Here is a 25489-nt window from a genome sequence, read left to right as displayed (position 1 = left end):
GTCCACCGCGCCGGTAGGGCAGGATGGCAGCATGAGCGACGACAACCACACCCTGCCGTATCCTGACGCTTCGGCAGAGCATCCGACGCTCGTGATCCCCGGGTCCGATGCGCCCGCGGAGGCGGATGCCGAGCGGCCGACGCGTCGTCGCCGCTGGCCGTGGGTGCTGCTGATCGTCGTGGTGCTGCTGGCGCTGCTCGTCGTCGCGGCGGAGTTCATCGCGCGCTCGATCCTTCCCGGGATCGTGCGGTCCCTCGTCATCGAGCAGCTGGACCTCCCCGCCGACCAGCAGCTCGACGTCGACGCGGAGGGCGTGCTGCTCCCGCAGCTGATCGGCGGACGACTCGACACGCTGCACCTGTCGACGGATGCCGTGACCCTCGAGGGGATCACCGGTGCCGCGGACGTGACCGCGACGGGCATCCCCCTGCGCGGGGGAGACCTGGGCGGTGCCTCCGGCACGATCCGGATCGACCAGGCCGAGTTCACCACCCTGCTCGCCGGAACCGATCTGCCGGTCGAATCCGTCGTCTTCGACGCGCCGAACGCCACGCTGGGCGGCTCGTTCACGGTGTTCGGGGTGGCCGTCCCCCTCACGCTGACGCTCACGCCCGGTGCTGCGGAGGGTGACCTCGAGCTCACGCCGGTGGGGCTGTCGATCGGCGGACTCGACGTCGATGTGGATGGCGTCGGCTCGATGCTCGGATCGGTCGGAGACAGCCTGACGCGGACGCAGCGCATCTGCATCGCGGATCAACTTCCCGCCGGCCTCACCCTCACCGGCCTCGCGATCGTGGGCAGCGAGGCCGTGATCGACATCGACGTCGACGGTGCGATCGCCACCGATCCGGCTCTGCTCGAGAAGGGCGTCTGCCCGCGCTGACCGGCAGGAGCGCCGTCAGCGCATCCAGGACTCGACCCGCTGCGCGAACCAGGCGGGGCGCTGCAGCGGGATGCCGTGACCGCAGTCGGCGATGATCTCCCGCTCGCTCTGCGGCAGAGCCTCGTGCAGCGCGGCGGACGAGCGCCTCATCAGCGTCTTCTCCTTCGAACCCGCGAGGATCAGCGCGGCGCCCGGGAAATGTCGCCAGCCGTCCGGTGGTGTGAAGCGCAGGTTCTCTTCGACGGCGTTGAGCAGGGTCTCTCGGGAGATGCCGGCAGACGTCCGCACGTAGTCGTCGAGATGCTCCGGCGGGACGAACAGCTCCCGCGCCTGGAGCTTCGCGAACCACTCCTGCCGGGCGAGTCCCGCGGTCGCACCGAGGAGGGCGAGCGTGGGGCCGACCGCGCGCATCGGGATCGCCTGAGCGCTGACGACGATCACCTTCTCGACCAGGTCCGGGCGCCGGGCGGCCAGCAGCACCGCCAGCTGGGCGCCGAGCGAGAAGCCGACGACCGTGGCGGGGCGGCCCTCGCCCTCCAGCAGCTCCTCGAGCGCCGGGAGCACGTCGTCGTGCGAGGTGTAGATGTGGTCCGCGCTACGTCCGTGCCCCGGGAGGTCGGGCACGAGGATGCGGTGCCCCTCGTCCAGGTGCGCGCGCATCGGCTCCCACATCCAGCCGGCGACACCGCCTCCGTGCAGAAGCAGCAGCGGTGTGCCGCCTTCGGGGCCGAAGCGGTCGATGTGCATCGTCAGTTCCTCTCGAAGGAAGCGGCCATCCGGCCGACGGTGTCGATCGCGTTCTCGAGCTGCTCCGAGGAGAGCGGACCGAGCAGTCGCGCGGCGGAGAGCAGTCCGATCGTCGCGCTCGACAGCGCCAGAGCCAGCGCCTCCGCATCGACCTGTTCGTCGATCTCTCCCCGGCGCTGGAGGTCGTGCAGCCATTCGACGACGCCGAGATGACGCTCGCGGTAGCGCCCGTGCTCGACCTCGGTCACGTGGGCGCCGAGCACACCACGATCGTCGAGGAAGGCGGCGGTCATCAGCGCGTCATCCCGCAGCGCCCGTGCGGATGCACGATACGCCGCACTGAGTCGCGGCCGATCTCCGACCTCCGCCCGCGCTCGTTCGCGAAGCCGGGCTGTCCCGCGTTGCAGCAGGGCGTCGAGGATGTCGTTCTTCCCCGGGAACTCCAGGTAGACGGCGCCCTTGCCGATGCCGGCACCCTCGGCGATCGAGGCGACGCTCATCGCGTCGAAGCCGCGAGCGAGCACGAGTTCCTCGGCGGCATCGAGGATGCGTTCGCGCCTATTCGGGACGAGAGGTCTGGGCATCGTCGATCCTCTGCAGGTGAGCGAGCATCGCCGGGATGACGACGTCGGGGCGGTCGCGCTGCACCCAGTGCCCCGCGTCGGGGACCGTGAGCAGCGTCGCGTCCGGCATCCGCTCTGCGGCGAACCGGATGCGCGCGATCGGCACCCCGCTGTCGTGATCGCCGTGCACGAGGAGGGTCGGCGTGCGGAGAGAGGGCAGCTGCGCGGTGTATTCGGTGCGCAGCCGGTTCCAGAGCACCTGGTCCTTCTGCCACTCGCTGAAGACGACGGTGCCGGTGCCGGATGCCGCCTCGGCGAGGACCGCATCGACGAGCTCGGGCGTGCGCGCCGTCGGATCACGGACGAGATCCTGGAGGCCGCGCTCCATCGCCGAACGGTTCCGCATGTAGCGCCTGGTCATCGCCGCCAGCGCCCCGCTCCGCAGCAGCAGGAAGGTCATGACCTGCGTGAGTCCGCCGAAGGGCCCGTCGGCGAGCCGAGGCATGAGGCCATAGCACCCGAGCAGCATCGCACCGCGTGCCCGTCCCGGCTGGGCGAGGAGGTGTCCGAGCGCGATGCCCCCGCCGAGCGAGAGTCCGCCGATCGCGTAGTCCGTGAGGCCGACGGCGTCGGCGAACTCGCCGACGTAGCGGACCAGCCGCTCCTGTGTGAGCGGCCACTTCGCGCGCGGGCTGTGACCGAAACCGGGATGATCCGGAGCGATGACACGGTGCCCGGCCGCCGCGAGTGCCGGTCCGACCTCGGACCAGGACAGCTCGGCGCAGTCGGCGCCGCCGCCGTGCAGCAGGAGGACCGTCGAGCCGGATTCCTCCGCCGGGCGCCATTCGAGGAAGGAGATCTCCGCATCGGCGACGGTGATGCGTGCGCGTCGGGGGTCCATGGGATTCCTCTCGTTGTGACCAGACTATCCCACTTGGTCACTACGAGGGGTGGACCCGCGTCAGGAGGCCGTGCCGTCGCCGGAAGCGGCCTTCTGCGCGGCCCGGAGCTCGGCGGTGGCGATCTGCACGTCGACCTCGGCGCGCTGGAGGCGACGCTGCGGGAACGTCGTGGCCCCGAACCTCTGATGCACGCGGTCTGTCCGCTCCTCCTCGGCGGTCACGATGAAGGCGCACGCCAGCAGCATCACCTGCGTCGACAGGTTGAGCCAGATCAGGAGCGCGAGGAGCGAGGCGAAGGTGGCGAGGAGCGGGTTGCTGGTGGCGCCGCCGACGAAGAGGCTCGACAGCTGCTGGAGGACGACGAGCCCGAATGCGCCCAGCAGGGCACCGCTCCACAGCGACCGCGCGGCGGGGCGCACGCCGGAGAGCAGACGGAAGACGCCGACGAGGAGGAGCGTGTCGAGGGCGAAAACCACCACGAGGGAGAGCACCGGGGCGCTCCAGCTGACGAGCGCTGAGTCCGCAGGGAGCCCGAGCAGATCGCTGATCCACGCCACGCCGAGCTGGCCGACGAAGGTCACGGCGGCCGCGGCGACGAACGAGAGTCCGATGCCGAGCGCCAGAGCGAGGTTGCGGAGGATCACCCACACCCAGAGGATGTCGTCCTGGACCGTGCCGGCGATGACGCGCACGGCGGTGCGCAGCGACCCGATCGCGCCGAGGGCAGCTCCGATGAGCGCGACGAGCGACACGATGCCCGCGACGGACAGGGATGCCGGCTTCTGCAGATCCTTCGGATCGATCACGCCGTCGTCGCCGATGAGCCCCGGTACCACCGACTGGACCGAGTCGATGATCGCCCGCCACGCCTCGGGATTGCCCGCCAGCCACAGGGCCGCGATCGAGAAGCCGAGGAGGACTCCCGCGAAGACGCTGAACAGCGCGCGGTAGGTGACGCTGTCGGCGAGCATCGGTCCGCGACGCTCGGTGTACAGCAGCGCGGCCCGCACGAGGCGCCTCCGCAGCGCCCAGGCGATCAGGGGCCCGGTGACGCGCGCGACGAGGCCAGGGCGATCAGCGGTCTCAGAGGGCGATTCGGTGTTCATCACGCCCCCACCCTATGAGCCCGTGTGAAACAGCCGGAGGGGCTTGACGCCGGGCGTCACCGTGACAAGGCGCTCCGGGGCGGTGCCCTAGAATCGGGTCAACCTCGATGTGCGTATTCAGCGACGCGCTCCGTTCCACGATTGGTGCTCAGTGCTTCCCCCTGCCGATTCGCTCGCCCCGGAATGGCTCGTCGTCCCCGATGACGCGAACGACCTCGCGAGCGGAGTGTGGCCGGCCTCCGCGGTGCGCGACGCCGACGGCGTCCTCGACATCGCCGGCGTGAGCGCGGCAGACCTCGCCCGTACCTACGGCACCCCTGTGCTCGTGCTCGACGAGGACGAGGTCCGCGGCCGCGCCAGGGCCTTCCGGACCGCCTTCGACCAGGCGGCGGCCGACAACGGCACGACGGCGCAGGTCTACTACGCAGGCAAGGCCTTCCTCTCCACGACCGTCGCGCGCTGGGTCGTCGACGAAGGACTGCGTGTCGACGTGTGCACCGGAGGAGAGCTCGAGGTGGCGCTCGCCGCGGGCGTGTCCCCGGCGTCGCTCGGCTTCCACGGCAACAACAAGTCGACCGCCGAACTCGAGCGCGCCGTGATCGCCGGCGTCGGCACCGTCATCGTCGACAGTGCGATCGAGATCGAGCGTCTCGCGGCGATCACCGCGCGGACCGGTGCAGTCCAGCGCGTGCTGGTGCGCGTCATCAGCGGAGTCCATGCCGAGACCCACGAGTTCCTCGCCACGGCCCACGAGGACCAGAAGTTCGGATTCCCGCTCGCCGAGGCCGCGCACGCGGTCGCCCGCATCCGGGAGCTCCCCGGGCTCGACTTCGCGGGACTGCACTGCCACATCGGCTCCCAGATCTTCGGGGTCGCGGGCTTCCGCGAGTCGGCGTCCCGCGTCCTCGAGCTGCACGCCGCACTCCTGGAGGGCGGTCCGGTGCCGCAGCTGAACCTCGGTGGCGGATTCGGAATCGCCTACACCCGCGTCGACGATCCGACGCCGATCGAGGTCCTCGCCGGTGAGATCGTCTCCGCGGTCGCCGAGGGCTGCGCCGCGCGCGGCATCCCGGTGCCCGCCCTGTCCTTCGAGCCGGGGCGCGCGATCGTCGGCACCGCCGGTGTCACGCTGTACGAGGTCGGCACCACGAAGGACGTGACGGTGGAATCCGGCGCGGTCCGCCGGTACGTCAGCGTCGACGGCGGCATGAGCGACAACGCCCGCACCGCGCTGTACGGCGCCCAGTTCTCGGCACGCCTCGCCTCGCGCATCGGCGGGGGAGAGCCTCAGCTCAGCCGCGTCGTCGGCAAGCACTGCGAATCCGGCGACATCGTCGTCGATCACGAATACCTCCCGGCCGATCTCGTGCCGGGCGATCTGCTCGCGGTTCCCGCGACAGGCGCGTACTGCGCCTCGCTGTCGAGCAACTACAACCATGTTCCGCGTCCGCCGGTCGTCGCCGTGCGCGACGGTCGGTCGAGGGTCATCGTCCGCGGTGAGACCATCGACGACCTGCTGGCCCGGGACGCGGGCATCGACGGGGCGCACGCCCCCGAGGGAGACAGATGACCCACCTCCGAAGCTTCCGAAGGAGCAACCATGACTGACTACCGACGACTTCGTGTGGCGCTGCTGGGCGCGGGAGCGGTCGGCTCGCAGGTCGCGGCTCTCCTGCTGCGCCATGGCGACGAACTGGCCGACCGGGCCGGGGCAGAGCTCGAGCTCGCGGGCATCGCCGTCCGCGACGTCGACGCACCCCGTGACGCCGACCTGCCGAAGGAGCTCTTCACGACCGACGCCGAGACGCTCATCCTCGGGTCCGACATCGTGATCGAGCTGATCGGCGGCATCGAGCCCGCTCGCACGAACATCCTGCAGGCGATCGGATCCGGCGCCGACGTCGTGACCGCCAACAAGGCGCTGCTCGCGACGCACGGTCCCGAGCTCTTCGAGGCCGCGGACCGTGTCGGCGCCTCCGTCTACTACGAGGCGGCAGCCGCGGGCGCCATCCCGATCATCCGCCCGCTCCGCGATTCGCTGGCCGGCGACCGCGTCGTGCGGATCATGGGGATCGTGAACGGCACGACGAACTACATCCTCGACCGGATGGACACCGAGGGCGCCGACTTCGGCGATGTGCTCGCCGACGCCCAGCGCCTGGGCTACGCGGAGGCCGACCCGACGGCCGATGTCGAAGGATACGACGCCGCGCAGAAGGCGGCGATCCTCGCCAGCCTCGCCTTCCACACGGCCGTGCCGCTCGACGCCGTCTACCGCGAGGGCATCACCTCGGTCACGGCCTCGATGATCGAGGAGGCGCGTGCCGCCGGCTTCGTGATCAAGCTGCTCGCCGTGTGCGAGCGGCTCGAGGCGAACGGTGCGGAGTCGATCTCGGTGCGCGTCTACCCGGCGCTCGTTCCCGCCACGCACCCGCTGGCATCCGTCCACGGCGCGAACAACGCGGTGTTCGTCGAGGCCGAGGCCGCCGGCTCCCTCATGTTCTACGGCGCCGGCGCGGGCGGGGTGCAGACGGCATCCGCTGTTCTCGGCGACGTCGTCTCCGCCGCCCGCCGCCACATCGCGGGCGGTGTCGGCGTCGGCGAGTCCACCAGGGCCAACCTCCCTGTCGTCCCGATCGGCCACGTGACCACCCGGTATCAGATCACGCTCGAGGTCGCGGATGCACCGGGCGTGCTCGCCACGGTCGCCGGCACGCTCAGCGACGGGGGCGTCTCCGTGGCGACCGTCGTGCAGACGGTGGAGGGCGAGGATGAGCCGACCGCACGACTGATCATCGGCACGCACCGCGCGACCGAGCAGGCGCTCAGCGCGACCGTCGACGCCCTCGCCGGCAGCGCCGTCGTGGAGCGCGTCATCTCCGTGCTCCGCGTGGAAGGCGAGTGACGGTGGCGGCCGACTCGCAGCCCGTCGAGGGGCGCACCGTCGAGGTGACGGTTCCCGCCACGAGCGCGAACCTCGGCCCGGGATTCGACACCCTGGGGCTGGCGCTCAGCATCTACGACACGCTCCAGGTCACCGCGCTTCCCGCCGGTCAGCTCGAGATCGAGGTCACCGGCTCCGGTGCGGAGGAGATCCCGCGCGACTCGTCGAACCTGATCGTGCGCACCATCGCCTATGTCTTCGCGGACGTCGGCCGTCCGGTTCCCGGGCTGCGGATCGTGGCCGAGAACGGCGTGCCGCACGGCCGCGGTCTCGGGTCCTCCGGCGCGGCCGTCGCCGCCGGCGTGCTCGCCGCCAAGGGGCTGCTGGAGGGCGACGTCGAGATCGACGACGCCGACCTGCTGCGTCTCGCCACCGAGCTCGAGGGCCACCCGGACAACGTCGCCCCCGCACTCTTCGGCGGACTGACGATCGCCTGGGTGGGGGAGCGCGGCCCGCAGCACAAGAAGCTCCTCGTGCACCGAGGTGTCTCTCCGCTCGTGCTCGTCCCGGCCTACACGATGTCGACCTCGCAGGCGCGATCCCTGCAGCCGCCCCAGGTCTCCACGGCCGATGCGGTGTTCAACGTCTCGCGCTCGGCGCTGCTGATCGCCGCGCTGATGCAGAGCCCCGAGCTGCTGTTCGACGCCACGGCCGACCGTCTCCACCAGGACTATCGCGCCGAGGCGATGCCCGAGACGCAGCGGCTCGTGCAGGCGCTCCGCGCCGAGGGCTTCGCCGCCGTGGTGTCCGGCGCCGGACCGAGCGTGCTCGTGCTCGCCGACGGTCCCGGCAGCCGTCAGGACGCCGTCGATCTCGCGGATCGCGTCACCGACACCCCGTGGGAGGCGCTCCTGCTCGCCGTCGACGTCCGTGGTGGTACAGTGGGGGCGAGCGGAGGGCTCCACGTAGTTTCGTGAATCTGGCCCCATTGCAAATCTTGCAAGACCCGCACGCAAACCCCTGAGGCAGATTTCTTCCGAGAACTCCCTGCCGAGGCCGGCTGGCGCCGAGCGTCAGCCCGTGCGATCGCGCGCAGCACCCGTTGTGCGCGTTCAACGCTCATTTCCCATGACATATAAGGGAGTACTCGTGGAGAACCTCTCCGAGACCCAGAACGATCAGACGACGTCCGTCGCCGATGCCCCTGCGGCCGCTGCCGACACCGAGAAGGCGCCGGCGCGCAAGCGCGCACCGCGTCGCGCCACCACCGCGACAGCGGCGGCGAAGGCCGAGAAGGCCGCCGAGAAGACGGATGCCGCACCCGCGGCCGCCGAGCCGCAGGCGGCTCCCTCCGGCGACGGCGCCGAGAGCGCGGAGGCCGCCCCCAAGGCGAAGGCTCCCCGCCGCACCCGTGCGAAGAAGGCAGACGCCGACGCTCCTGCCGCGGATGCCGCCGCCGCACCGGCCGAGGCTCCTGCCGCCGCCGAGGCGCCGGCCGAGGCCGCCCCGAAGACCACCGGTCGCGGTCGCCGCGGCGCGCAGAAGCCGGCGGCTGACGCCGAGACCCCGGCCTCCGAGCCCGCCGCCGATTCCGCGCCGGCCGAGTCCGGCCAGGACGACGGCGGACAGAACGAGTCCGCCCCCAAGCGCAACTCGCGCAACAGCAACGCGCGCGGCGGCAGCCAGAACGGCAATGCCCAGAGCGATGACAGCCAGAACGGCAACGCGCAGAACGCCGACGCGCAGAACAACGACGCCTCCTCCGACTCCGACGGGGGCGACGAACAGGGCGGCCGTGGCCGCAACCGCAACCGCAGCCGCAACCGTGGTCGCGGTCAGAACGGTGCCGCGCAGGACCAGCAGCAGCCTCAGGCCGCCGCGGGCGCCGCAGACGATCAGCCGGGCGGGAACAACCGCAACCGTCAGCGCAACAAGCGCCGCGGCGGAGAGCCCACCGACGAGTTCGACACCGAGATCGGCGAGGACGACGTCCTGATCCCGATCGCCGGCATCCTCGACGTGCTCGACAACTACGCCTTCGTGCGCACGACCGGCTACCTCGCCGGTCCCAGCGACGTCTACGTGTCGCTCGGACAGGTCAAGAAGTACAACCTCCGCAAGGGCGACGCGGTCGTCGGCTCGATCAAGCAGCCCCGCGAGGGCGAGCAGCAGGGCCGTCAGAAGTACAACGCCCTGGTCAAGGTCGACTCGATCAACGGCCTGTCGATCGACGACGCGGCCACCCGCGTCGACTTCGGCAAGCTCACCCCGCTGTACCCCCAGGAGCGTCTGCGCCTGGAGACGGCCCCCGAGAAGCTGACGCAGCGCATCATCGATCTGGTCGCCCCGATCGGCAAGGGGCAGCGCGGTCTCATCGTCGCCCCGCCGAAGGCCGGCAAGACGATCGTGCTGCAGCAGATCGCGAACGCGATCGCGCAGAACAACCCCGAGGTCCACCTCATGGTCGTGCTCGTCGACGAGCGTCCCGAAGAGGTCACCGACATGGAGCGCACCGTGAAGGGCGAGGTCATCGCCTCGACCTTCGACCGTCCGGCCGAAGACCACACCACGGTCGCCGAGCTCGCGATCGAGCGCGCCAAGCGCCTCGTCGAGCTGGGCCGCGACGTCGTCGTGCTGCTCGACTCGATCACCCGCCTCGGCCGCGCGTACAACCTCGCGGCTCCGGCATCCGGTCGCGTGCTGACCGGCGGTGTCGACGCCTCGGCGCTGTACCCGCCCAAGCGCTTCTTCGGCGCGGCGCGCAACATCGAGAACGGCGGATCGCTCACGATCCTCGCCACGGCGCTCGTCGAGACCGGTTCCAAGATGGACGAGGTCATCTTCGAGGAGTTCAAAGGCACCGGCAACAGCGAGCTGCGCCTGTCGCGCGCTCTCGCCGACAAGCGCATCTTCCCGGCGGTCGACGTGAACGCGTCGAGCACCCGTCGCGAGGAGATGCTGCTCTCGGCCGACGAGGTCAAGATCACCTGGAAGCTGCGTCGCGCCCTCGCCGGCCTCGACCAGCAGCAGGCTCTCGAGGTCGTGCTCGGCAAGCTCAAGGAGACGAACTCCAACGTCGAGTTCCTCGTGCAGATGCAGAAGTCGATCCCCGCGCTCTCCTCGGGCGCGCACGGGCACGACAACAACATCCGCTGAGCGGCCGTTCCGTGTTCGAGTCCGTACAGACTCTGATCGACGAGCATCGCCGGGTCCAGGAGGAGCTCTCCGACCCGGCGGTGCACGCCGATGCCGGTCGGGCGAAGCGCGTCAACCGCCGCTACGCCGAGCTGTCGCGCATCGTCGCCGCCTACGAGGCCTGGGTCGCTGCGACCGACGACCTCGAGACCGCGCGCGAGTTCGCCCGTGAGGACGAGTCGATCGCGGCCGAGATCCCGGCGATGGAGGAGGAGTTGCAGTCCTCGCAGGAGCGACTGCGGCGTCTGCTGATCCCGCGCGACCCCGACGACGCCCGTGACGTGATCATGGAGATCAAAGCGGGGGAGGGCGGCGCCGAGTCGGCGCTGTTCGCCGCCGATCTGCTGCGCATGTACGTGCAGTACGCCGCGTCCAAGGGGTGGAAGACCGAGCTCCTGGAGCGGAACGAGTCCGATCTCGGCGGCTACAAGGACGTCCAGGTCGCGATCAAGGGCTCCTCGACCGACCCTGCGCAGGGCGTCTGGGCACACTTGAAGTACGAGGGCGGCGTGCATCGCGTGCAGCGCGTGCCGGCGACCGAGTCGCAGGGCCGTATCCACACATCGACGACCGGTGTGCTGGTCTTCCCCGAGGTGGATGAGCCCGAGGAGATCCAGATCGATCAGAACGACCTCAAGATCGACGTCTTCCGGTCGTCGGGCCCCGGCGGGCAGTCCGTCAACACCACCGACTCGGCCGTCCGCATCACGCACGTGCCGACCGGGATCGTCGTCTCGATGCAGAACGAGAAGTCGCAGCTGCAGAACCGCGAGGCCGGCATGCGCGTGCTGCGCGCCCGGCTCCTCGCCCGGCAGCAGGAAGAGCTGGATGCCGCGGCATCCGACGCCCGCAGGTCGCAGATCCGCGGCATGGATCGCTCCGAGCGCATCCGCACCTACAACTTCCCGGAGAACCGCATCGCGGATCACCGCACCGGGTTCAAGGCCTACAACCTCGACCAGGTCATGGACGGCGCGCTCGACCCGATCATCGAGAGCGCCATCTCGGCCGACGAGGAAGCGCGGCTGGCCGCCGTCGGCGGCGACTCCTGACGTCTGCCTCCGCCGAGCGCTAGGCTCGGCCCGTGATCACACTTCTGTTCCGCGGTCTGATGTACGTCGTGTCCGCCGGCCTCGGCCTCATCGTCGCCGACGCGCTCCTCGAGGGCTTCCAGATCCAGTGGGACAAATGGTGGGGCTTCGTCATCTGCATCCTCATCTTCGCAATCCTGCAGAGCGTGCTCGCGCCGTGGGTGAGCAAGCTCGCCGACCGCTACGCGCCGGTGCTGATGGGCGGCATCGGGATCTTCTCGACCCTGATCTCCCTCATCGTCGTGGTGCTGCTCCCCATCGGCGGGCTGCGAATCGTCGACCTCACCGGCTGGCTGCTCGGCTCGGTCATCGTCTGGCTGATCACCGCGCTCGGCAGCGTGCTGCTGCCGCTGATCTTCCTCAAGCGCAAGGTCGAGGCGAAGGACTCCCGCCGCCGGTAGCGGCGGCGTCGCTCAGATGGAGTAGTCGGGCGCGGTGAGCAGCGCTCGCGTGTCCTCGCCGATCGTGCGATGCCGTGGCTTGGCAGGCACGCCGACCAGGATGCTGTCGGCAGGAGCATCCCGCGTCACCACGGCGTTGGCGCCGACCACGGACCCGGCGCCGATCGTCACCGGTCCCAGGATCTTCGCGCCGGCGCCGACGGCGACACCGTCACCCAGCGTCGGATGCCGCTTCCCGGCGTCGCGCGTGCGACCGCCGAGGGTCACGCCGTGATACAGCATCACGTCATCGCCGATCTCGGCCGTCTCGCCGATGACCACGCCCATGCCGTGGTCGATGAAGAAGCGCCGACCGATCGTCGCACCGGGATGGATCTCGACCCCGGTGAGCCAGCGCGACAGCTGCGACCCGGCACGGGCGAGCAGCCGGAGCCGGCGCCGCCACAGCGCATGCGAGATGCGGTGCGCCCAGATGGCGTGCAGCCCCGGGTACAGCAGAGCGACCTCGACCGCGCTGCGTGCAGCGGGATCCCGCAGGCGCGCGGCCGCGATGTCCTCGCGAACGCGAGCCCAGATCGACGTGCTCACTCTTCGCGGAGGTGCTCGTACAGCGCCGTCGACAGGTACCGCTCGCCGAACGAGGGGATGATCACGACGATGTTCTTGCCCGCGGCCTCGGGGCGCTTGGCGATCTCGAGCGCCGCCCAGATCGCGGCACCGCTCGACATGCCGACGAGGATGCCGTCCTTGGCCGCGGTCTCACGGGCGAGGCGGATCGCGTCGTCGAACGTGACGTCGATGACCTCGTCGAGCACGTCGCGGTCGAGGATCGGGGGCACGAAGTTGGGTCCGATGCCCTGGATCTTGTGCGGGCCGGGGTGGCCCTCGGTGAGGATGGGGGAGTCCTTGGGCTCCACGGCGACGATCTTGACGCCGGGGATGCGCTCCTTCAGCACCTGTCCGACACCCGTGATCGTTCCGCCGGTGCCGATGCCGGCGACGAAGTAGTCGACCTTGCCGTCGGTGTCGCGGAGGATCTCCTCTGCCGTGGTCTTGCGGTGGATCGCGGGGTTCGCCTCGTTCGCGAACTGCTTCGCCAGCACGGCACCCGGCGTCTTCGCGGCGATCTCCTCGGACTCCGCGATCGCCTGGGTCATGCCCTTGGTCGGGTCGGTCAGGACGAGCTCGGCACCGAACGCCTTGAGCAGCATGCGCCGCTCCTTCGACATGGACGCCGGCATCGTGAGGATGACCTTGTAGCCGCGAGCCGCGCCGACCATGGCGAGCGCGATGCCCGTGTTGCCGCTGGTCGCCTCGACGATCGTGCCGCCCGGCTTCAGCTCGCCCGATGCCTCGGCGGCGTCGACGATGGCGATGCCGAGGCGGTCCTTGACGCTGGAAGCCGGGTTGTAGAACTCGAGCTTGGCCAGCACCGTGGCGCCGACGCCCTCGGCGACTCTGTTCAGGCGGACGAGCGGGGTGTTGCCGAACGCGGTCGTGATGTCGGAGTGAATACCGGGCATGAGGAACCTTTCCTGAGCGGGTCGCTGCGCACCAGCCTAGGTGAGCGGACTGCGGGGGCCGGAAATGTGACGGACGCTTGCACTCTACGCTGGAAGCCATGCCTGAGAACTCGCTCGCCGCCCTCGTGCGCGCCGCCGCCCAGCGCCTCGCCGACGCCGGTGTGCCGGATCCGCTGGTCGATGCCGAGCTGCTCGCCGGACACGTGCTGGGCCAGCGCCGCGGCGAGGTGCAGGCGGCGATCGTCCGCGGTGACCGGGCGTCCGACGATGCCTCCGCCGCCCTCGACGAACTCGTGACCCGGCGGTCGGCCCGCGAGCCGCTGCAGCACATCACCGGCACCGCACCCTTCCGGCACCTCGAACTCGCGGTCGGCCCCGGCGTCTTCGTACCGCGACCCGAGACCGAGACGGTCGTGCAGTACGCGATCGACGCGCTGCTGAGCGCACCGGAGCCCGCGCCGATCGGCGTCGATCTCGGCACGGGGAGCGGAGCGATCGCCCTGGCCATGGCGACCGAGGTCCCGCACGCCCGCGTCTTCGCGGCGGAGCTCTCCCCGGACGCGCACGCGTGGGCGAGCCGGAACTCGGCAGGGGTCGAGAACCTGACGCTCGTCCTCTCCGACCTCGGCGAGGCTTTCCCGGAGCTCGACGGCACGGCATCCGTCGTCATCTCCAACCCGCCCTACGTCCCCGACGCGGCGATCCCGCGCGATCCGGAGGTCCGTCTGTTCGACCCCGCCATGGCGCTGTACGGGGGCGAGGACGGGCTCGACATCGTGCGCGTGCTCAGCACCAGGGCGCTTCGACTGCTCCGCCCCGGCGGCCTGCTCGTCATCGAGCACGGCGAGCTGCAGGGCGGATCGATCCGCGATCTGCTCACCGCCGACGGCTGGCGCGCCGCCGCCACGCACCGCGACCTGACGCTGCGCGACCGCACGACGACCGCTCTCCGGCCCTGATCAGCTCACGTCGAGCTTCCGCCGCATCCGTCCCGCATAGAATCGAACCGTCATGTCAACCATCTTCGACTGCCGCGACGAGGCGCAGCTGCTCGCCGGAATGCGCAACGCACGCCAGGCGATCGGCCGCGGCGAACTCATCGTCATGCCCACAGACACCGTGTACGGCGTCGCCGCCGACGCCTTCTCACCGACCGCCGTGCAGCGTCTTCTCGACGCCAAGGGTCGCGGTCGCAACCAGCCGCCGCCCGTGCTGATCGGCTCGAAGGACACCCTCGCGGCACTGGCCGAGTCGGTGCCGGAGCCCGTGCAGCGTCTCGTCGACGCATTCTGGCCCGGCGGTCTCACGATCGTGCTCCCGGCGCAGCCGTCTCTGGTCTGGGACCTGGGGGAGACCCTCGGGACCGTCGCCGTGCGCATGCCGGAGGGCCACGTGGCGCTCGAGCTGCTCGCCGAGACCGGCCCGCTCGCCGTCTCCAGCGCGAACCTCACGGGCGAGGACGCCGCGATCTCGGCTCTCGACGCGGAGAAGATGCTGGGCGACAGCGTCGCGGTGTACCTCGCCGACGGCATGAGCAAGAACGGCATCGCCTCGACGATCGTCGACGCGACCTCGCTCGTCCGGCGCGGGGACGATGAGCCGGGGGTCGTGCGCATCCTCCGCCACGGCGTCGTCACGCGGGAGCAGCTGGCCGAGGTGCTCGGCGATCTGCTCGAGTCCGACGGCGCGCAGGAGTCGCACGAGGACCACCCGCACGAGGAGCACACGGAGGAGCAGGACGGGAACCCGTGAAGCAGTACCTCTTCACGATCGTCATCACCGCCGTCATCACCTTCGGGCTGACCTGGGCGGTCTGGCGGCTGAGCCTGCGCTTCAAGCTCTATCCCGGCATCCGCGATCGTGACGTGCACACGACGCCCACCCCGCGTCTCGGCGGCGTCGCCATCTTCCTCGGCATCGCCGCCGCCTTCGCGTTCTCGGCGGCCAACCCCTTCTTCCAGAGCATCTGGATCCCGCCGACGACCATGTGGTCGATCCTCGGCGCCTCCTTCCTGATCGCCGTCATCGGCGTGGTCGACGACCTCTGGGACCTGGACTGGATGATCAAGCTGGGTGCGCAGTTCCTCGCCGCCGGGATCATCACGGTCGGCGGCGGCCTGCAGATCCTGTCGCTCCCGTTCGGCGACCTCATCGTCTTCTCGAGCTGGGTCAGCATCACGATGACGATGTTCGCGATCGTGATCGTCATGAACGCCGTCAACTTCATCGACGGCCTCGACGGTCTCGTCGCGGGCGTGTGCCTCATCTCCAACGGCGTCTTCTTCGCGTACTCGTACATCTTCACGCGCGACTCCGGTGCCTCCAGCTACTTCAACCTCTCGACGTTCATCGCCGCCGTGCTCATCGGCGCGTGCCTGGGCTTCCTCCCGCTCAACTGGAGCCCGGCGAAGCTGTTCATGGGCGACTCCGGCGCACTGGTGCTCGGGCTGCTGATGTCGACGTCCGCGATCGCGCTCACAGGGCAGATGGATCCCTCGGCCCTCGACCCGGAGCGCCTCGGCCGCTCGCAGCTGCTCGGTGCGTTCATCCCGATCCTGCTGCCGCTCCTGGTCGTCCTCCTGCCGCTCCTCGACTTCGGTCTGGCGGTGCTCCGCCGCATGAACGCCGGCAAGTCGCCGTTCTCGCCAGACCGCAAGCACCTGCACCACCGGATGCTCGACCTCGGACATCGCGACCGGGACGCGGTCCTCATCTTCTACGCATGGACGGCGGTCATCTCGCTCGCCGTCCTGCTCATGTACGTCGGCGCGAGGGAGGACTGGCCCGGCCAGTACCTGCCCGGCGTCGGCTTCGGCATCGTGGGCATCGCGGCCTGCCTCGTCATCACCCTGAGTCCTACCCGCCGCAGGAAGCGCCCGGCGGGGGTTGCACCCGATCCGACACCCGTGGAGTCCTGATGAGCCCCAGCCCCGTATCCAGCACCCCGATCCTGCGTCGAACCCTCATCTGGTCGGCGGTGGCGACCGCGGTGCTCGCGATCGTCGCCGGCGGTGTCGGATTCCTCGTCGCCCAGGGGGAGGGGCTCGTGAGCGGCCTTCTCGGCGTGCTCCTCTCCGCCCTGTTCCTCGCCATCACGGGCATCAGCATCCTCGTCGCCAACCGCTGGTACGGCGACCCCCTCTACGTGCAGTTCTTCTTCGCCATCGTGCTCGGCGGCTGGCTGCTCAAGCTCGGCGTCTTCGTCGTGGTGATGATCCTGCTGGCCGGTCAGCCGTGGCTGCACCCGATGGTGTTCTTCCTCTCGATCGTCGCGGGAGTGATCATGTCGCTCGTGATCGACGTCATCGTGCTCACGCGCATGCGGCTGCCGAACGTCAGCGACACGACGCTGCCGACCGAGGTGCCGGAGGACGTCGCGCCCGGGTCGGCGAATCGGCCCGAAGAGGGATCGCCCGAGGTCGGCCCCCGGTCTTAGGGCATCCTCAGATTCTGATAGTGTTGGGGAGTGCCCGCCGCTCGCCCGCGAGCGCTTGCGCTGATTGCACACCGACCATCGTCGCCCCGGTTTAGACCGGTGCCCCGAAGCTGGAGCCCGCGCTGTTTAATCTTGCTGCGACCCTGATCCCTAAGCTCGCCACTGACGGCGAGTTCCACGGCCCGTCGATCGATGAGTTCTTCCCGGAGATCCTCTTCAACGCGTTCGGTGTCATCCCGGTGCACCGCATCCACCTGGTGCAGTTCCTCTCGGTGATCGCCGTGGTTCTCATCCTCTGGCTCGGCACGCGTCGCATGACGGTGGTGCCCGGCCGCTTCCAGAGCCTCGTCGAGATGGGTCTCGGGCTCGTCCGCGGCAACATCGCGCACGACCTGCTCGGACGCAAGGACGGCGACCGCTTCCTGCCGATCCTCACCACGATCTTCTTCATGGTGCTGTTCATGAACATCACGGGCATCATCCCGTTCCTGAACATCGCCGGAACCAGCATCATCGCTGTTCCCCTCGTGCTCGCGCTCGTCAGCTACGTGACCTTCATCTACGCGGGCATCAAGAAGAGCCCGGGCAAGTTCTTCAAGAACGCGCTGTTCCCGGCCGGTGTCCCGTGGCCGGTGTACATCATCGTCACCCCGATCGAGCTGCTCTCGACGTTCATCATCCGCCCGGTGACGCTCACCCTGCGACTGCTGATGAACATGGTCGTCGGCCACATGATCCTCGTCCTGTGCTTCGCGGCGACCCAGTTCTTCTTCTTCACCGCAGGTGGAGGCTGGGCTTTCCTCGGCATCGGGACCCTCGCCTTCGGCGGCGCCTTCACGATCTTCGAGATCCTGGTGGCCGTCCTGCAGGCCTACGTCTTCACCGTCCTCACCGCGGTCTACATCCAGCTCGCGGTCGCAGAAGAGCACTGAGCAACAGACTCTGAGCGGGCGGGCATCAGCCCTCCCACCCAACGAAAGGAAAAACCCGTGGACGCAACTACGGTTCTCGCTGAAATCAACGGCCACCTCGCGGCGGTCGGCTACGGCCTCGCAGCCATCGGCCCGGCCATCGGCGTGGGTATCGTCGTCGGCAAGACCATCGAGGGCGTCGCTCGTCAGCCCGAGCTGGCCGGTCGCCTTCAGGTCCTCATGTGGATCGGTATCGCCTTCACCGAGGCGCTTGCATTCGTCGGCATCGCCGTCGGATTCATCCCCTTCCCGTAATCCCTACCGACTTCTGAAGGAGACAGGATGCTCAACGCTCTTGTCACGAACCTCGCAGCAGAGGGCGAAGCGGCCAACAACCCGCTCATCCCCGCGTGGTACGACATCATCTGGTCGGGCGTGTGGTTCGTCATCATCCTCCTCGTCGTGTGGTTGGTCGCCCTGCCCCGATTGAAGGCGATGCTCGACGAGCGTTCGGCTGCCATCGAGGGCAACATGGCGAAGGCTGACGAGGCGCAGAAGAAGGCCGAAGCAGCGCTCGAGGAGTACACCCGCCAGCTGGCGGAGGCACGCACCGAGGCCGGTGAGATCCGTGAGGCCGCTCGTGAGGACGGCAAGAAGATCGTCGCCGAGGCGAAGGATGCGGCATCCAGCGAGGCTGCACGCATCACCGCGACCGCGCACACGCAGATCGAGGCCGAGCGTCAGACCGCTCTCGTCTCGCTGCGCAGCGAGGTGGGCTCGCTGGCCCTCGACCTCGCCGGCGGTGTGGTCGGAGAGACCCTCTCCGACGATGCACGCGCCACGGCAGTCGTCGATCGCTTCCTCGCCGACCTCGAGGCATCCGAGAAGGCGGCTCAGTAATGGGCAGCGCGACCACTCAGGCACTCGCGGCATCCATCGAGACGCTTGCCGCAGCGAAGGGCGTCACTCTCGACACCGCACGGGAGCTCTTCGCTGCCGGGCGTGCCGTGAGCGAGTCGTCCCAGCTGAGCGGCGCGCTCGCTGATCCCTCGGCTCCGGCCGAGGCGCGACAGAACGTCGTCACGGCGGTCTTCGGCGGATTCTCCGCAGACGCGCAGAGCGTCCTGAAGACCGTCGTCGCCGAGCGCTGGTCGAACGCCTCCGAGCTGGTGGACGGCATCGAGGAGCTCGCGATCCGCGCCGCGTCGATCGCGGAGCCGGGCGCCGATCTCGAGGGGGAGATCTTCGGGTTCTCCCGCGTGATCGCCGCCAACGCCGAGCTCGAGCTCGCCCTGGGCAGCCGCCTCGGGGGAGAGGAAGCCAAGGGCGCTCTCGTGGAGCGACTGCTCGCCGACGGCGGCTACAGTGCTCCCGCCACGCTGATCGTCTCCTCGCTCGTGCGCCAGCCGCGCGAGCGGCGTGTGCGCCAGCTGCTCAGCCGCGCCACGCGCATCGTCTCGAGCCAGCACGGTCGAGTCGTGGCGACGGTCCACAGTGCGTCCGAGCTCAGCGAGGCGCAGCGCACCCGTCTCAGCGACGCGCTCTCGCGCCGCTACGACGGCACGGTCTCGCTCAACGTCGTCATCGACCCTGCCGTCGTCGGAGGCCTGCGCGTGCAGATCGCCGATGACGTCATCGACGGCAGCATCTCCGCTCGACTCGCAGACCTTCGCCAGAAGCTCGCGGGCTAACACGACTTCGCGCGGGGAACCGCGCACCCAGATACAAAGGGAAGACAATGGCAGAACTATCGATCAGCCCCGACGTCATCCGTGACGCGCTGAAGGACTTCGCCGCCGCCTACGAGCCCACCGGGGCCGCGGCGACCGAGGTCGGCACCGTCATCGACGCCGCGGATGGAATCGCGCACGTCGAGGGCCTGCCCGGCGTCATGGCCAACGAGCTCGTGACCTTCGCAGACGGCACCAAGGGTCTCGCGCTCAACCTGGACGAGCACCAGATCGGTGTCGTCGTCCTCGGTGAGTTCACCGGCGTCGAGGCCGGCCAGGAGGTCACCCGCACCGGAGAGGTCCTCTCGGTCCCCGTCGGCGACGGCTACCTCGGCCGCGTGGTCGACCCGCTCGGCAACCCGATCGACGGCCTCGGCCCGGTCGCCACCGAAGCGGTCCGCGAGCTCGAGCTGCAGGCGCCCGGCGTCATGCAGCGCAAGTCGGTCCACGAGCCGATGCAGACCGGCATCAAGGCCATCGACGCGATGATCCCCGTCGGCCGCGGTCAGCGCCAGCTGATCATCGGCGACCGCCAGACCGGCAAGACGGCCATCGCGATCGACACGATCATCAACCAGAAGGCCAACTGGGAGTCGGGCGACGTCAACAAGCAGGTCCGCTGCATCTACGTCGCCATCGGCCAGAAGGGCTCGACCATCGCCTCGGTGAAGGGCGCGCTCGAAGAGGCCGGCGCCCTGGAGTACACCACGATCGTGGCGGCTCCGGCATCCGACCCCGCCGGCTTCAAGTACCTCGCCCCCTACACGGGTTCCGCGATCGGCCAGCACTGGATGTACGGCGGCAAGCACGTCCTCATCATCTTCGACGACCTGTCGAAGCAGGCCGAGGCCTACCGTGCCGTCTCGCTCCTCCTGCGTCGCCCGCCGGGCCGCGAGGCCTACCCGGGTGACGTCTTCTACCTGCACTCCCGTCTGCTGGAGCGTTGCGCGAAGCTGTCCGACGAGCTCGGCGCCGGATCGATGACGGGTCTCCCGATCATCGAGACCAAGGCGAACGACGTCTCGGCGTACATCCCGACCAACGTGATCTCGATCACCGACGGCCAGATCTTCCTGCAGTCCGACCTCTTCAACGCCAACCAGCGTCCCGCGGTCGACGTGGGAATCTCGGTCTCGCGAGTCGGTGGCGACGCGCAGGTCAAGTCGATCAAGAAGGTCTCCGGAACGCTGAAGCTGGAGCTGGCGCAGTACCGCTCGCTCGAGGCCTTCGCGATGTTCGCGTCCGACCTCGACGCGGCTTCGCGTCGTCAGCTGTCGCGTGGTGCGCGTCTGACCGAGCTGCTCAAGCAGCCGCAGTACTCGCCGTACCCCGTCGAGGAGCAGGTCGTCTCGATCTGGGCCGGAACGAAGGGCAAGCTCGACACGATCGAGGTCTCCGACGTCCTCCGCTTCGAGCGCGAGCTCCTGGACTACCTGCGTCGCAACACCAAGGTCCTCGAGACCCTGCGCGAGACCAACGTCCTCGACGACGACACGGTCGCAGAGCTCGAGAAGCACACGGATGCCTTCGTCCTGGAGTTCCAGGGTGGCAAGGGACACGCCATCGGCGCTCCCGGTCACGAGGAGCATGCGGCGGCCGAGGCGGACGACGTCAACCAGGAGAAGATCGTCAAGGGTCGTCGCGCGTAACCGCGTGAGGTACTGATTTCATGGGCGCTCAACTCAGGGTCTACAAGCAGAAGATCTCTTCTGCTCAGACGACCAAGAAGATCACGAAGGCGATGGAACTCATCGCGGCTTCGCGCATCCAGAAGGCGATGGCACGCGTCAAGGCGTCCAGTCCCTTCGCGCGGGCCGTGACGAGGGCCGTGTCCGCCGTCGCGACGCACTCGAACGTCGACCACCCGCTCACCCGTGAGCCCGAGACGATCCGCCGTTCCGCGGTCGTGATCTTCTCGTCGGACCGCGGTCTCGCGGGAGCCTTCAACTCGCAGATCCTCCGTGAGGGTCTCGAGGTGGCGGAGCTCCTGCGCGAGCAGGGCAAGGAGCCGGTGTTCTACCTCGTCGGTCGCAAGGCCGTCGGCTACTTCCAGTTCCGTCGCATCGCGGCGGCCGCGGAGTGGACCGGCGACACCGACACCCCGTCGTTCCACACGGCGGAGGAGATCTCGCAGCAGCTGCTCGAGGACTTCTCCCGCGGTGCGGACGAGGGCGGCGTCGACGAGATCCACCTCGTGTACAACCGCTTCGTCAGCATGATGACGCAGTCGCCGGAGTCCGTGCGCCTGCTTCCGCTGGAGATCTCGGAAGCAGACGAGTCGGAGGCCGGGAACACCGTCTACCCGCTGTACGAGTTCGAGCCGGATGCCGAGACCGTGCTGGACGCGATCCTGCCGGTGTACATCCAGAGCCGCGTCTTCAACGCACTCCTGCAGTCGTCGGCCGCCAAGCAGGCCGCGACGCAGAAGGCGATGAAGTCCGCCAGCGACAACGCCGACAAGCTCATCACCGACTACACCCGCCTGCGCAACAACGCGCGTCAGGCGGAGATCACGCAGCAGATCGCAGAGATCGTCGGCGGCGCCGACGCGCTCTCGTCGAGCAAATAGACCATCAGGAAAGAGACGAAAATGACCCCCACCGCCACGGCTGACCAGCCGGCGACCGCGGTCGTCGGGCGCGTCGCGCGCGTCAACGGTCCGGTTGTCGACATCGAGTTCCCGCACGACTCGATCCCCGACATCTACAACGCACTGAAGACCACGATCGTGATCGGCGAGTCCTCCGTCGAGATCACGCTCGAGGTCGCTCAGCACCTCGGCGACGACCTCGTGCGCGCCATCGCCCTCAAGCCGACGGACGGCATCGTCCGCGGCCAGGAGGTGCGCGACACCGGTGAGGCCATCTCGGTCCCCGTCGGAGACGTCACCAAGGGCAAGGTCTTCAACGTGATCGGCGAGGTCCTCAACGGCGAGCCCGGTGAGACCATCGAGGTCACCGAGCGCTGGCCCATCCACCGCAAGGCGCCGAACTTCGACCAGCTCGAGTCCAAGACTCAGATGTTCGAGACCGGCATCAAGTCGATCGACCTCCTCACGCCGTACGTGCTGGGTGGAAAGATCGGTCTGTTCGGTGGCGCCGGTGTCGGCAAGACCGTCCTCATCCAGGAGATGATCCAGCGCGTCGCGCAGGACCACGGTGGTGTGTCGGTGTTCGCCGGTGTCGGTGAGCGCACCCGTGAGGGCAACGACCTGATCCACGAGATGGAAGAGGCGGGTGTCTTCGACAAGACGGCCCTCGTCTTCGGCCAGATGGACGAGCCGCCGGGAACGCGTCTGCGCGTCGCCCTCTCGGCTCTGACGATGGCGGAGTACTTCCGTGACGTGCAGAAGCAGGACGTTCTGCTCTTCATCGACAACATCTTCCGCTTCACGCAGGCCGGTTCCGAGGTCTCGACGCTGCTCGGCCGTATGCCGTCCGCGGTGGGCTACCAGCCGAACCTCGCCGACGAGATGGGTGTGCTCCAGGAGCGCATCACCTCGACGCGTGGTCACTCGATCACCTCGCTGCAGGCGATCTACGTGCCGGCCGATGACTACACCGACCCGGCTCCGGCGACCACCTTCGCCCACCTCGACGCCACGACCGAGCTCTCTCGTGAGATCGCGTCGAAGGGTCTGTACCCGGCCATCGACCCGCTGACCTCGACGTCGCGGATCATGGACCCCCGGTACTTGGGCGAGGACCACTACCGCGTCGCGACCACCGTCAAGCAGATCCTCCAGAAGAACAAGGAGCTGCAGGAGATCATCGCGATCCTCGGTGTCGACGAGCTCTCCGAGGAAGACAAGATCGTCGTGTCGCGTGCACGTCGCATCCAGCAGTTCCTCTCGCAGAACACCTACATGGCGAAGAAGTTCACCGGTGTCGAGGGTTCGACCGTCCCGCTGAAGGAGACCATCGAGTCGTTCGATGCGATCACGCGCGGTGACTTCGACCACGTCGCCGAGCAGGCCTTCTTCAACGTCGGTGGCATCTCCGACGTCGAAGAGCAGTGGGCGAAGATCCAGAAGGAGAACGGCTGACCATGGCTCTGCACGTCAGCCTCGTCTCCGCGGACGCGGAGGTCTGGACGGGAGAGGCGAGCCTCGTGGTCGCCAAGACCGTCGAGGGCGAGATCGGCTTCATGACCGGCCACGAGCCGGTGCTGGCGATCCTCGCCGAGGGCCAGGTCCGGATCACCCAGACCGACGGCACCAAGGTGCTGGCCAACGCGCAGGACGGGTTCCTCTCCATGGAGGGCGACACCCTGACCATCGTCGCCGGCAACGCGGCTCTCATCGCCTAGCAGTCCTGTTCCACCCGTCCGCCCCGGACCGTCCCGCGCTCTTCGAGCCGTCGGCGATCCGGGGCGGTCGTGTCTGTCCCCGAGGTCCCATGAAGATCCTGCTCCCACCGTCGGAGACCAAGCGTCCGGGCGGCGACGGCGCACCGCTGGCGCTCTCGTCGCTGGCGCTCCCAGAGCTCCACGCGCACCGATCCGCCGCGCTCGACGCGCTGATCGATCTCGCCGCCGACGAGGAGGCCGCCCGTCGGGTTCTGAAGCTCAGCGACCGCCAGGCCGGTGACGTGGAGCACAATCGGACGCTGCGCACCGCGCCGACCATGCCGGCGGTCGACCGCTACACGGGAGTGCTCTTCGACGCGCTCGACGCCGCGACCCTGTCGACGGCATCCCGACGTTGGCTCGGCGAGCACGTGTGGATCCACAGCGCCCCGCTCGGACCGATCGGGGCCCTGGATGCGCTGCCGACGTACCGGCTCTCCGCAGGGACCTCGGTTCCCGGCCTCCCGGCCCTCCGGCGCCACTGGGCGGATGCCACATCGTCTGCCATCGCGGAGTCCGCTCCGGCCTTCGTGCTCGACCTGCGGAGCGAGGCCTACGTGGCTCTCGGCCCCGTCCCGGCATCCGTCCCCTCCTCCTACGTGCGCGTCGTGACGGAGCACGGCAGGGCGCTCAACCACTTCAACAAGAAGTCCAAGGGGCTCCTCGTCCGGGCGCTGGCCGAGGACCGACCGCGCATCACGTCGCTGCGGGGCCTCCGCCGCTGGGCGGAGAAGAGCGACGTCGTCCTCCGCGGCACGGATGATGCCGGCATCCTGGAGCTCGTCGTCGCCGAATGACGCCAGGTGACGCGGGATGAAACTCCCCGCGTGGTTCGTTGCCCGCCCCCATGCGCACCGCTACCATGTCCAATGCGAGGCGGTCGCTTCGTTTGCGGGGGGCGAAAGCCGTCTCCCGAGACCAAAGAATGTGAGTCTCATGGATTACGACGACTACGGAGCAGGCTACGCCGGCCTGCTTCTCGCATATTCCTTCGTGATCTTCCTGATCGCGATCGCCGGCTATGTACTGGGCTCTCTCTTCTACATGAAGATCTTCGAGAAGGCCGGAGTGCAGGGCAAGTGGCGCGCCTGGGTGCCCGTCTACAACACGATGATCTTCTTCAAGCTCGGTGACCTGAGCCCGTGGCTCGTGCTCTACGGCATCGGTGGCGCTGCGCTCCTCAGCTGGATCGGGATCGGCTTCGTCTTCTCGATCGCGCTGGCCGTGCTGTCCGTGATCGCCGCGTGGCGCGTCGGCCTCAAGCTGCAGAAGGATGCGGTCTGGGTCGTGCTCTACGTCTTCCTGAGCATCGTCTGGCTGGGTATCAACGCGTTCGACAAGTCGCGCTGGAACCCGAACATCCAGCCGGCCTCCTGGGCGGGCAACGGCTTCCTCGGAGACCGCACGGTGTGGGACGGCATCCCCGTCCAGCCGGCTGCCGCCGCACCTCAGCAGGGCTACGGCGCCGCCCCCCAGGGCTACGCGCCTCCCGCTCCGCAGGGGTACGCGCCTCCCGCGCAGCCCGGCTACGCGCCGCCGGCACAGCCCGGCTACGCGCCGCCCGCTGCTCCTGCCGCACCGGCGACCGGGGCCCCCGTGCCTCCGGCGCAGCCCACCACGCCGCCGGCACCGCCGGCAGCTCCTCCGGCCACTCCGCCGGCACCTCCGACCGCGCCGCCGGCAGCTCCGCCTGCGCCGCCGTCCGACCCGACGCAGCCTCCGGCCTGATCGTCTGACACAGGGCCCTCGACTTCGGTCGGGGGCCCTGTG

At 69.1% G+C, this 25489-nt stretch carries 27 protein-coding genes; 21 read left to right on the top strand and 6 right to left on the bottom strand.

What is annotated here, in order from left to right; translation table 11 throughout:
* Nucleotides 1-31: 31 nt before the first annotated feature.
* Nucleotides 32-883, top strand: coding sequence for a DUF2993 domain-containing protein (locus tag MRBLWH11_RS16765; RefSeq protein WP_341945626.1), 852 nt, complete (start codon nt 32-34; stop codon nt 881-883).
* 15 nt (nt 884-898) lie between these two features.
* Here the strand turns inward: MRBLWH11_RS16765 and MRBLWH11_RS16760 are convergent, their stop codons facing one another.
* From MRBLWH11_RS16760 to MRBLWH11_RS16745, 4 genes are read right to left on the bottom strand one after another with little or no spacing between them, the layout of a single operon-like run.
* A complete protein-coding gene (locus tag MRBLWH11_RS16760) occupies nt 899-1630 on the bottom strand; it encodes an alpha/beta hydrolase (protein WP_341945625.1) in 732 nt (243 codons plus the stop codon).
* Between the two features lie 2 nt (nt 1631-1632).
* Nucleotides 1633-2214, bottom strand: coding sequence for a TetR/AcrR family transcriptional regulator (locus tag MRBLWH11_RS16755; protein ID WP_341945624.1), 582 nt, complete (start codon nt 2212-2214; stop codon nt 1633-1635).
* On the bottom strand, nt 2189-3094 hold the full coding sequence (locus MRBLWH11_RS16750) for an alpha/beta hydrolase (protein WP_341945623.1): 906 nt from the start codon (nt 3092-3094) through the stop codon (nt 2189-2191). Before MRBLWH11_RS16750 ends, MRBLWH11_RS16755 begins: the two co-directional genes overlap by 26 nt.
* A 60-nt stretch (nt 3095-3154) precedes the next feature.
* Nucleotides 3155-4201, bottom strand: coding sequence for a YihY/virulence factor BrkB family protein (locus MRBLWH11_RS16745; RefSeq protein ID WP_116635272.1), 1047 nt, complete (start codon nt 4199-4201; stop codon nt 3155-3157).
* Nucleotides 4202-4352: 151 nt separating this feature from the next.
* Here MRBLWH11_RS16745 and lysA point away from each other — a divergent pair, with 151 nt between their 5' ends.
* The 6 genes from lysA to MRBLWH11_RS16715 all read left to right on the top strand — a co-directional run bounded on the left by lysA (nt 4353) and on the right by MRBLWH11_RS16715 (nt 11772).
* Nucleotides 4353-5771 carry a diaminopimelate decarboxylase gene (gene lysA / locus MRBLWH11_RS16740; protein WP_116635271.1) on the top strand — a complete coding sequence of 473 codons (1419 nt, stop codon included), beginning with the start codon at nt 4353-4355 and terminating at the stop codon, nt 5769-5771.
* A gap of 30 nt (nt 5772-5801) precedes the next feature.
* Nucleotides 5802-7106, top strand: coding sequence for a homoserine dehydrogenase (locus tag MRBLWH11_RS16735; RefSeq protein WP_116635270.1), 1305 nt, complete (start codon nt 5802-5804; stop codon nt 7104-7106).
* A gap of 2 nt (nt 7107-7108) precedes the next feature.
* On the top strand, nt 7109-8062 hold the full coding sequence (gene thrB, locus MRBLWH11_RS16730) for a homoserine kinase (protein ID WP_116635424.1): 954 nt from the start codon (nt 7109-7111) through the stop codon (nt 8060-8062).
* 172 nt (nt 8063-8234) lie between these two features.
* Entirely contained in the window at nt 8235-10241 is a 2007-nt protein-coding gene (rho, locus tag MRBLWH11_RS16725; protein WP_341945622.1) for a transcription termination factor Rho, read from the top strand.
* An 11-nt stretch (nt 10242-10252) separates the two neighbouring features.
* Nucleotides 10253-11332 (top strand): peptide chain release factor 1, encoded by a 1080-nt coding sequence (gene prfA, locus MRBLWH11_RS16720; RefSeq protein ID WP_116635268.1) that lies wholly within the window; start codon nt 10253-10255, stop codon nt 11330-11332.
* Nucleotides 11333-11364: 32 nt separating this feature from the next.
* A complete protein-coding gene (locus MRBLWH11_RS16715; protein ID WP_116635267.1) occupies nt 11365-11772 on the top strand; it encodes a phage holin family protein in 408 nt (135 codons plus the stop codon).
* A 12-nt stretch (nt 11773-11784) separates the two neighbouring features.
* Here the strand turns inward: MRBLWH11_RS16715 and epsC are convergent, their stop codons facing one another.
* Both epsC and cysK read right to left on the bottom strand, forming a co-directional pair.
* Nucleotides 11785-12360, bottom strand: a complete 576-nt coding sequence (epsC, locus tag MRBLWH11_RS16710) for a serine O-acetyltransferase EpsC (RefSeq protein WP_116635266.1) — start codon at nt 12358-12360, stop codon at nt 11785-11787.
* Entirely contained in the window at nt 12357-13295 is a 939-nt protein-coding gene (cysK, locus tag MRBLWH11_RS16705) for a cysteine synthase A (RefSeq protein WP_116635265.1), read from the bottom strand. The genes epsC and cysK overlap by 4 nt, the downstream gene beginning before the upstream one ends.
* Before the next feature lie 98 nt (nt 13296-13393).
* Between cysK and prmC the strand changes: the two genes are divergently transcribed.
* From prmC to MRBLWH11_RS16635, 14 genes are all read left to right on the top strand, one after another.
* Nucleotides 13394-14254, top strand: a complete 861-nt coding sequence (prmC, locus tag MRBLWH11_RS16700; RefSeq protein ID WP_341945621.1) for a peptide chain release factor N(5)-glutamine methyltransferase — start codon at nt 13394-13396, stop codon at nt 14252-14254.
* A gap of 52 nt (nt 14255-14306) precedes the next feature.
* Nucleotides 14307-15047: an L-threonylcarbamoyladenylate synthase gene (locus MRBLWH11_RS16695; RefSeq protein WP_116635263.1), complete on the top strand. Its 741-nt coding sequence runs from the start codon at nt 14307-14309 to the stop codon at nt 15045-15047.
* Nucleotides 15044-16213, top strand: coding sequence for an MraY family glycosyltransferase (locus tag MRBLWH11_RS16690; protein WP_116635262.1), 1170 nt, complete (start codon nt 15044-15046; stop codon nt 16211-16213). The genes MRBLWH11_RS16695 and MRBLWH11_RS16690 overlap by 4 nt, the downstream gene beginning before the upstream one ends.
* Complete coding sequence (locus tag MRBLWH11_RS16685; protein WP_341945620.1) at nt 16213-16731, top strand: hypothetical protein; 519 nt, start codon at nt 16213-16215, stop codon at nt 16729-16731. Before MRBLWH11_RS16690 ends, MRBLWH11_RS16685 begins: the two co-directional genes overlap by 1 nt.
* Before the next feature lie 143 nt (nt 16732-16874).
* Nucleotides 16875-17663 (top strand): F0F1 ATP synthase subunit A, encoded by a 789-nt coding sequence (gene atpB / locus MRBLWH11_RS16680; RefSeq protein ID WP_341947848.1) that lies wholly within the window; start codon nt 16875-16877, stop codon nt 17661-17663.
* Between the two features lie 57 nt (nt 17664-17720).
* Complete coding sequence (gene atpE, locus MRBLWH11_RS16675) at nt 17721-17957, top strand: ATP synthase F0 subunit C (protein ID WP_025103147.1); 237 nt, start codon at nt 17721-17723, stop codon at nt 17955-17957.
* Between the two features lie 27 nt (nt 17958-17984).
* A complete protein-coding gene (locus tag MRBLWH11_RS16670) occupies nt 17985-18542 on the top strand; it encodes a F0F1 ATP synthase subunit B (RefSeq protein WP_341945619.1) in 558 nt (185 codons plus the stop codon).
* Complete coding sequence (locus MRBLWH11_RS16665) at nt 18542-19333, top strand: F0F1 ATP synthase subunit delta (RefSeq protein WP_116635258.1); 792 nt, start codon at nt 18542-18544, stop codon at nt 19331-19333. Before MRBLWH11_RS16670 ends, MRBLWH11_RS16665 begins: the two co-directional genes overlap by 1 nt.
* Before the next feature lie 47 nt (nt 19334-19380).
* The gene (atpA, locus tag MRBLWH11_RS16660; protein ID WP_116635257.1) at nt 19381-21021 is read left to right on the top strand and encodes a F0F1 ATP synthase subunit alpha; all 1641 of its coding nucleotides are present in this window, start codon (nt 19381-19383) and stop codon (nt 21019-21021) included.
* Nucleotides 21022-21041: 20 nt separating this feature from the next.
* Entirely contained in the window at nt 21042-21941 is a 900-nt protein-coding gene (locus tag MRBLWH11_RS16655; RefSeq protein WP_341945618.1) for a F0F1 ATP synthase subunit gamma, read from the top strand.
* A 21-nt stretch (nt 21942-21962) separates the two neighbouring features.
* Nucleotides 21963-23417, top strand: coding sequence for a F0F1 ATP synthase subunit beta (gene atpD / locus MRBLWH11_RS16650; RefSeq protein ID WP_116635255.1), 1455 nt, complete (start codon nt 21963-21965; stop codon nt 23415-23417).
* Between the two features lie 2 nt (nt 23418-23419).
* The gene (locus MRBLWH11_RS16645) at nt 23420-23680 is read left to right on the top strand and encodes a F0F1 ATP synthase subunit epsilon (protein ID WP_045280545.1); all 261 of its coding nucleotides are present in this window, start codon (nt 23420-23422) and stop codon (nt 23678-23680) included.
* Between the two features lie 89 nt (nt 23681-23769).
* Complete coding sequence (gene yaaA / locus MRBLWH11_RS16640; protein ID WP_341945617.1) at nt 23770-24516, top strand: peroxide stress protein YaaA; 747 nt, start codon at nt 23770-23772, stop codon at nt 24514-24516.
* Between the two features lie 139 nt (nt 24517-24655).
* Complete coding sequence (locus MRBLWH11_RS16635) at nt 24656-25447, top strand: large exoprotein (RefSeq protein ID WP_116635253.1); 792 nt, start codon at nt 24656-24658, stop codon at nt 25445-25447.
* Nucleotides 25448-25489 lie beyond the last annotated feature (42 nt).

It is taken from the genome of Microbacterium sp. LWH11-1.2, from assembly GCF_038397745.1.
GTDB lineage: Bacteria > Actinomycetota > Actinomycetes > Actinomycetales > Microbacteriaceae > Microbacterium.
This window is presented reverse-complemented; position numbering and strand designations above follow the sequence as displayed.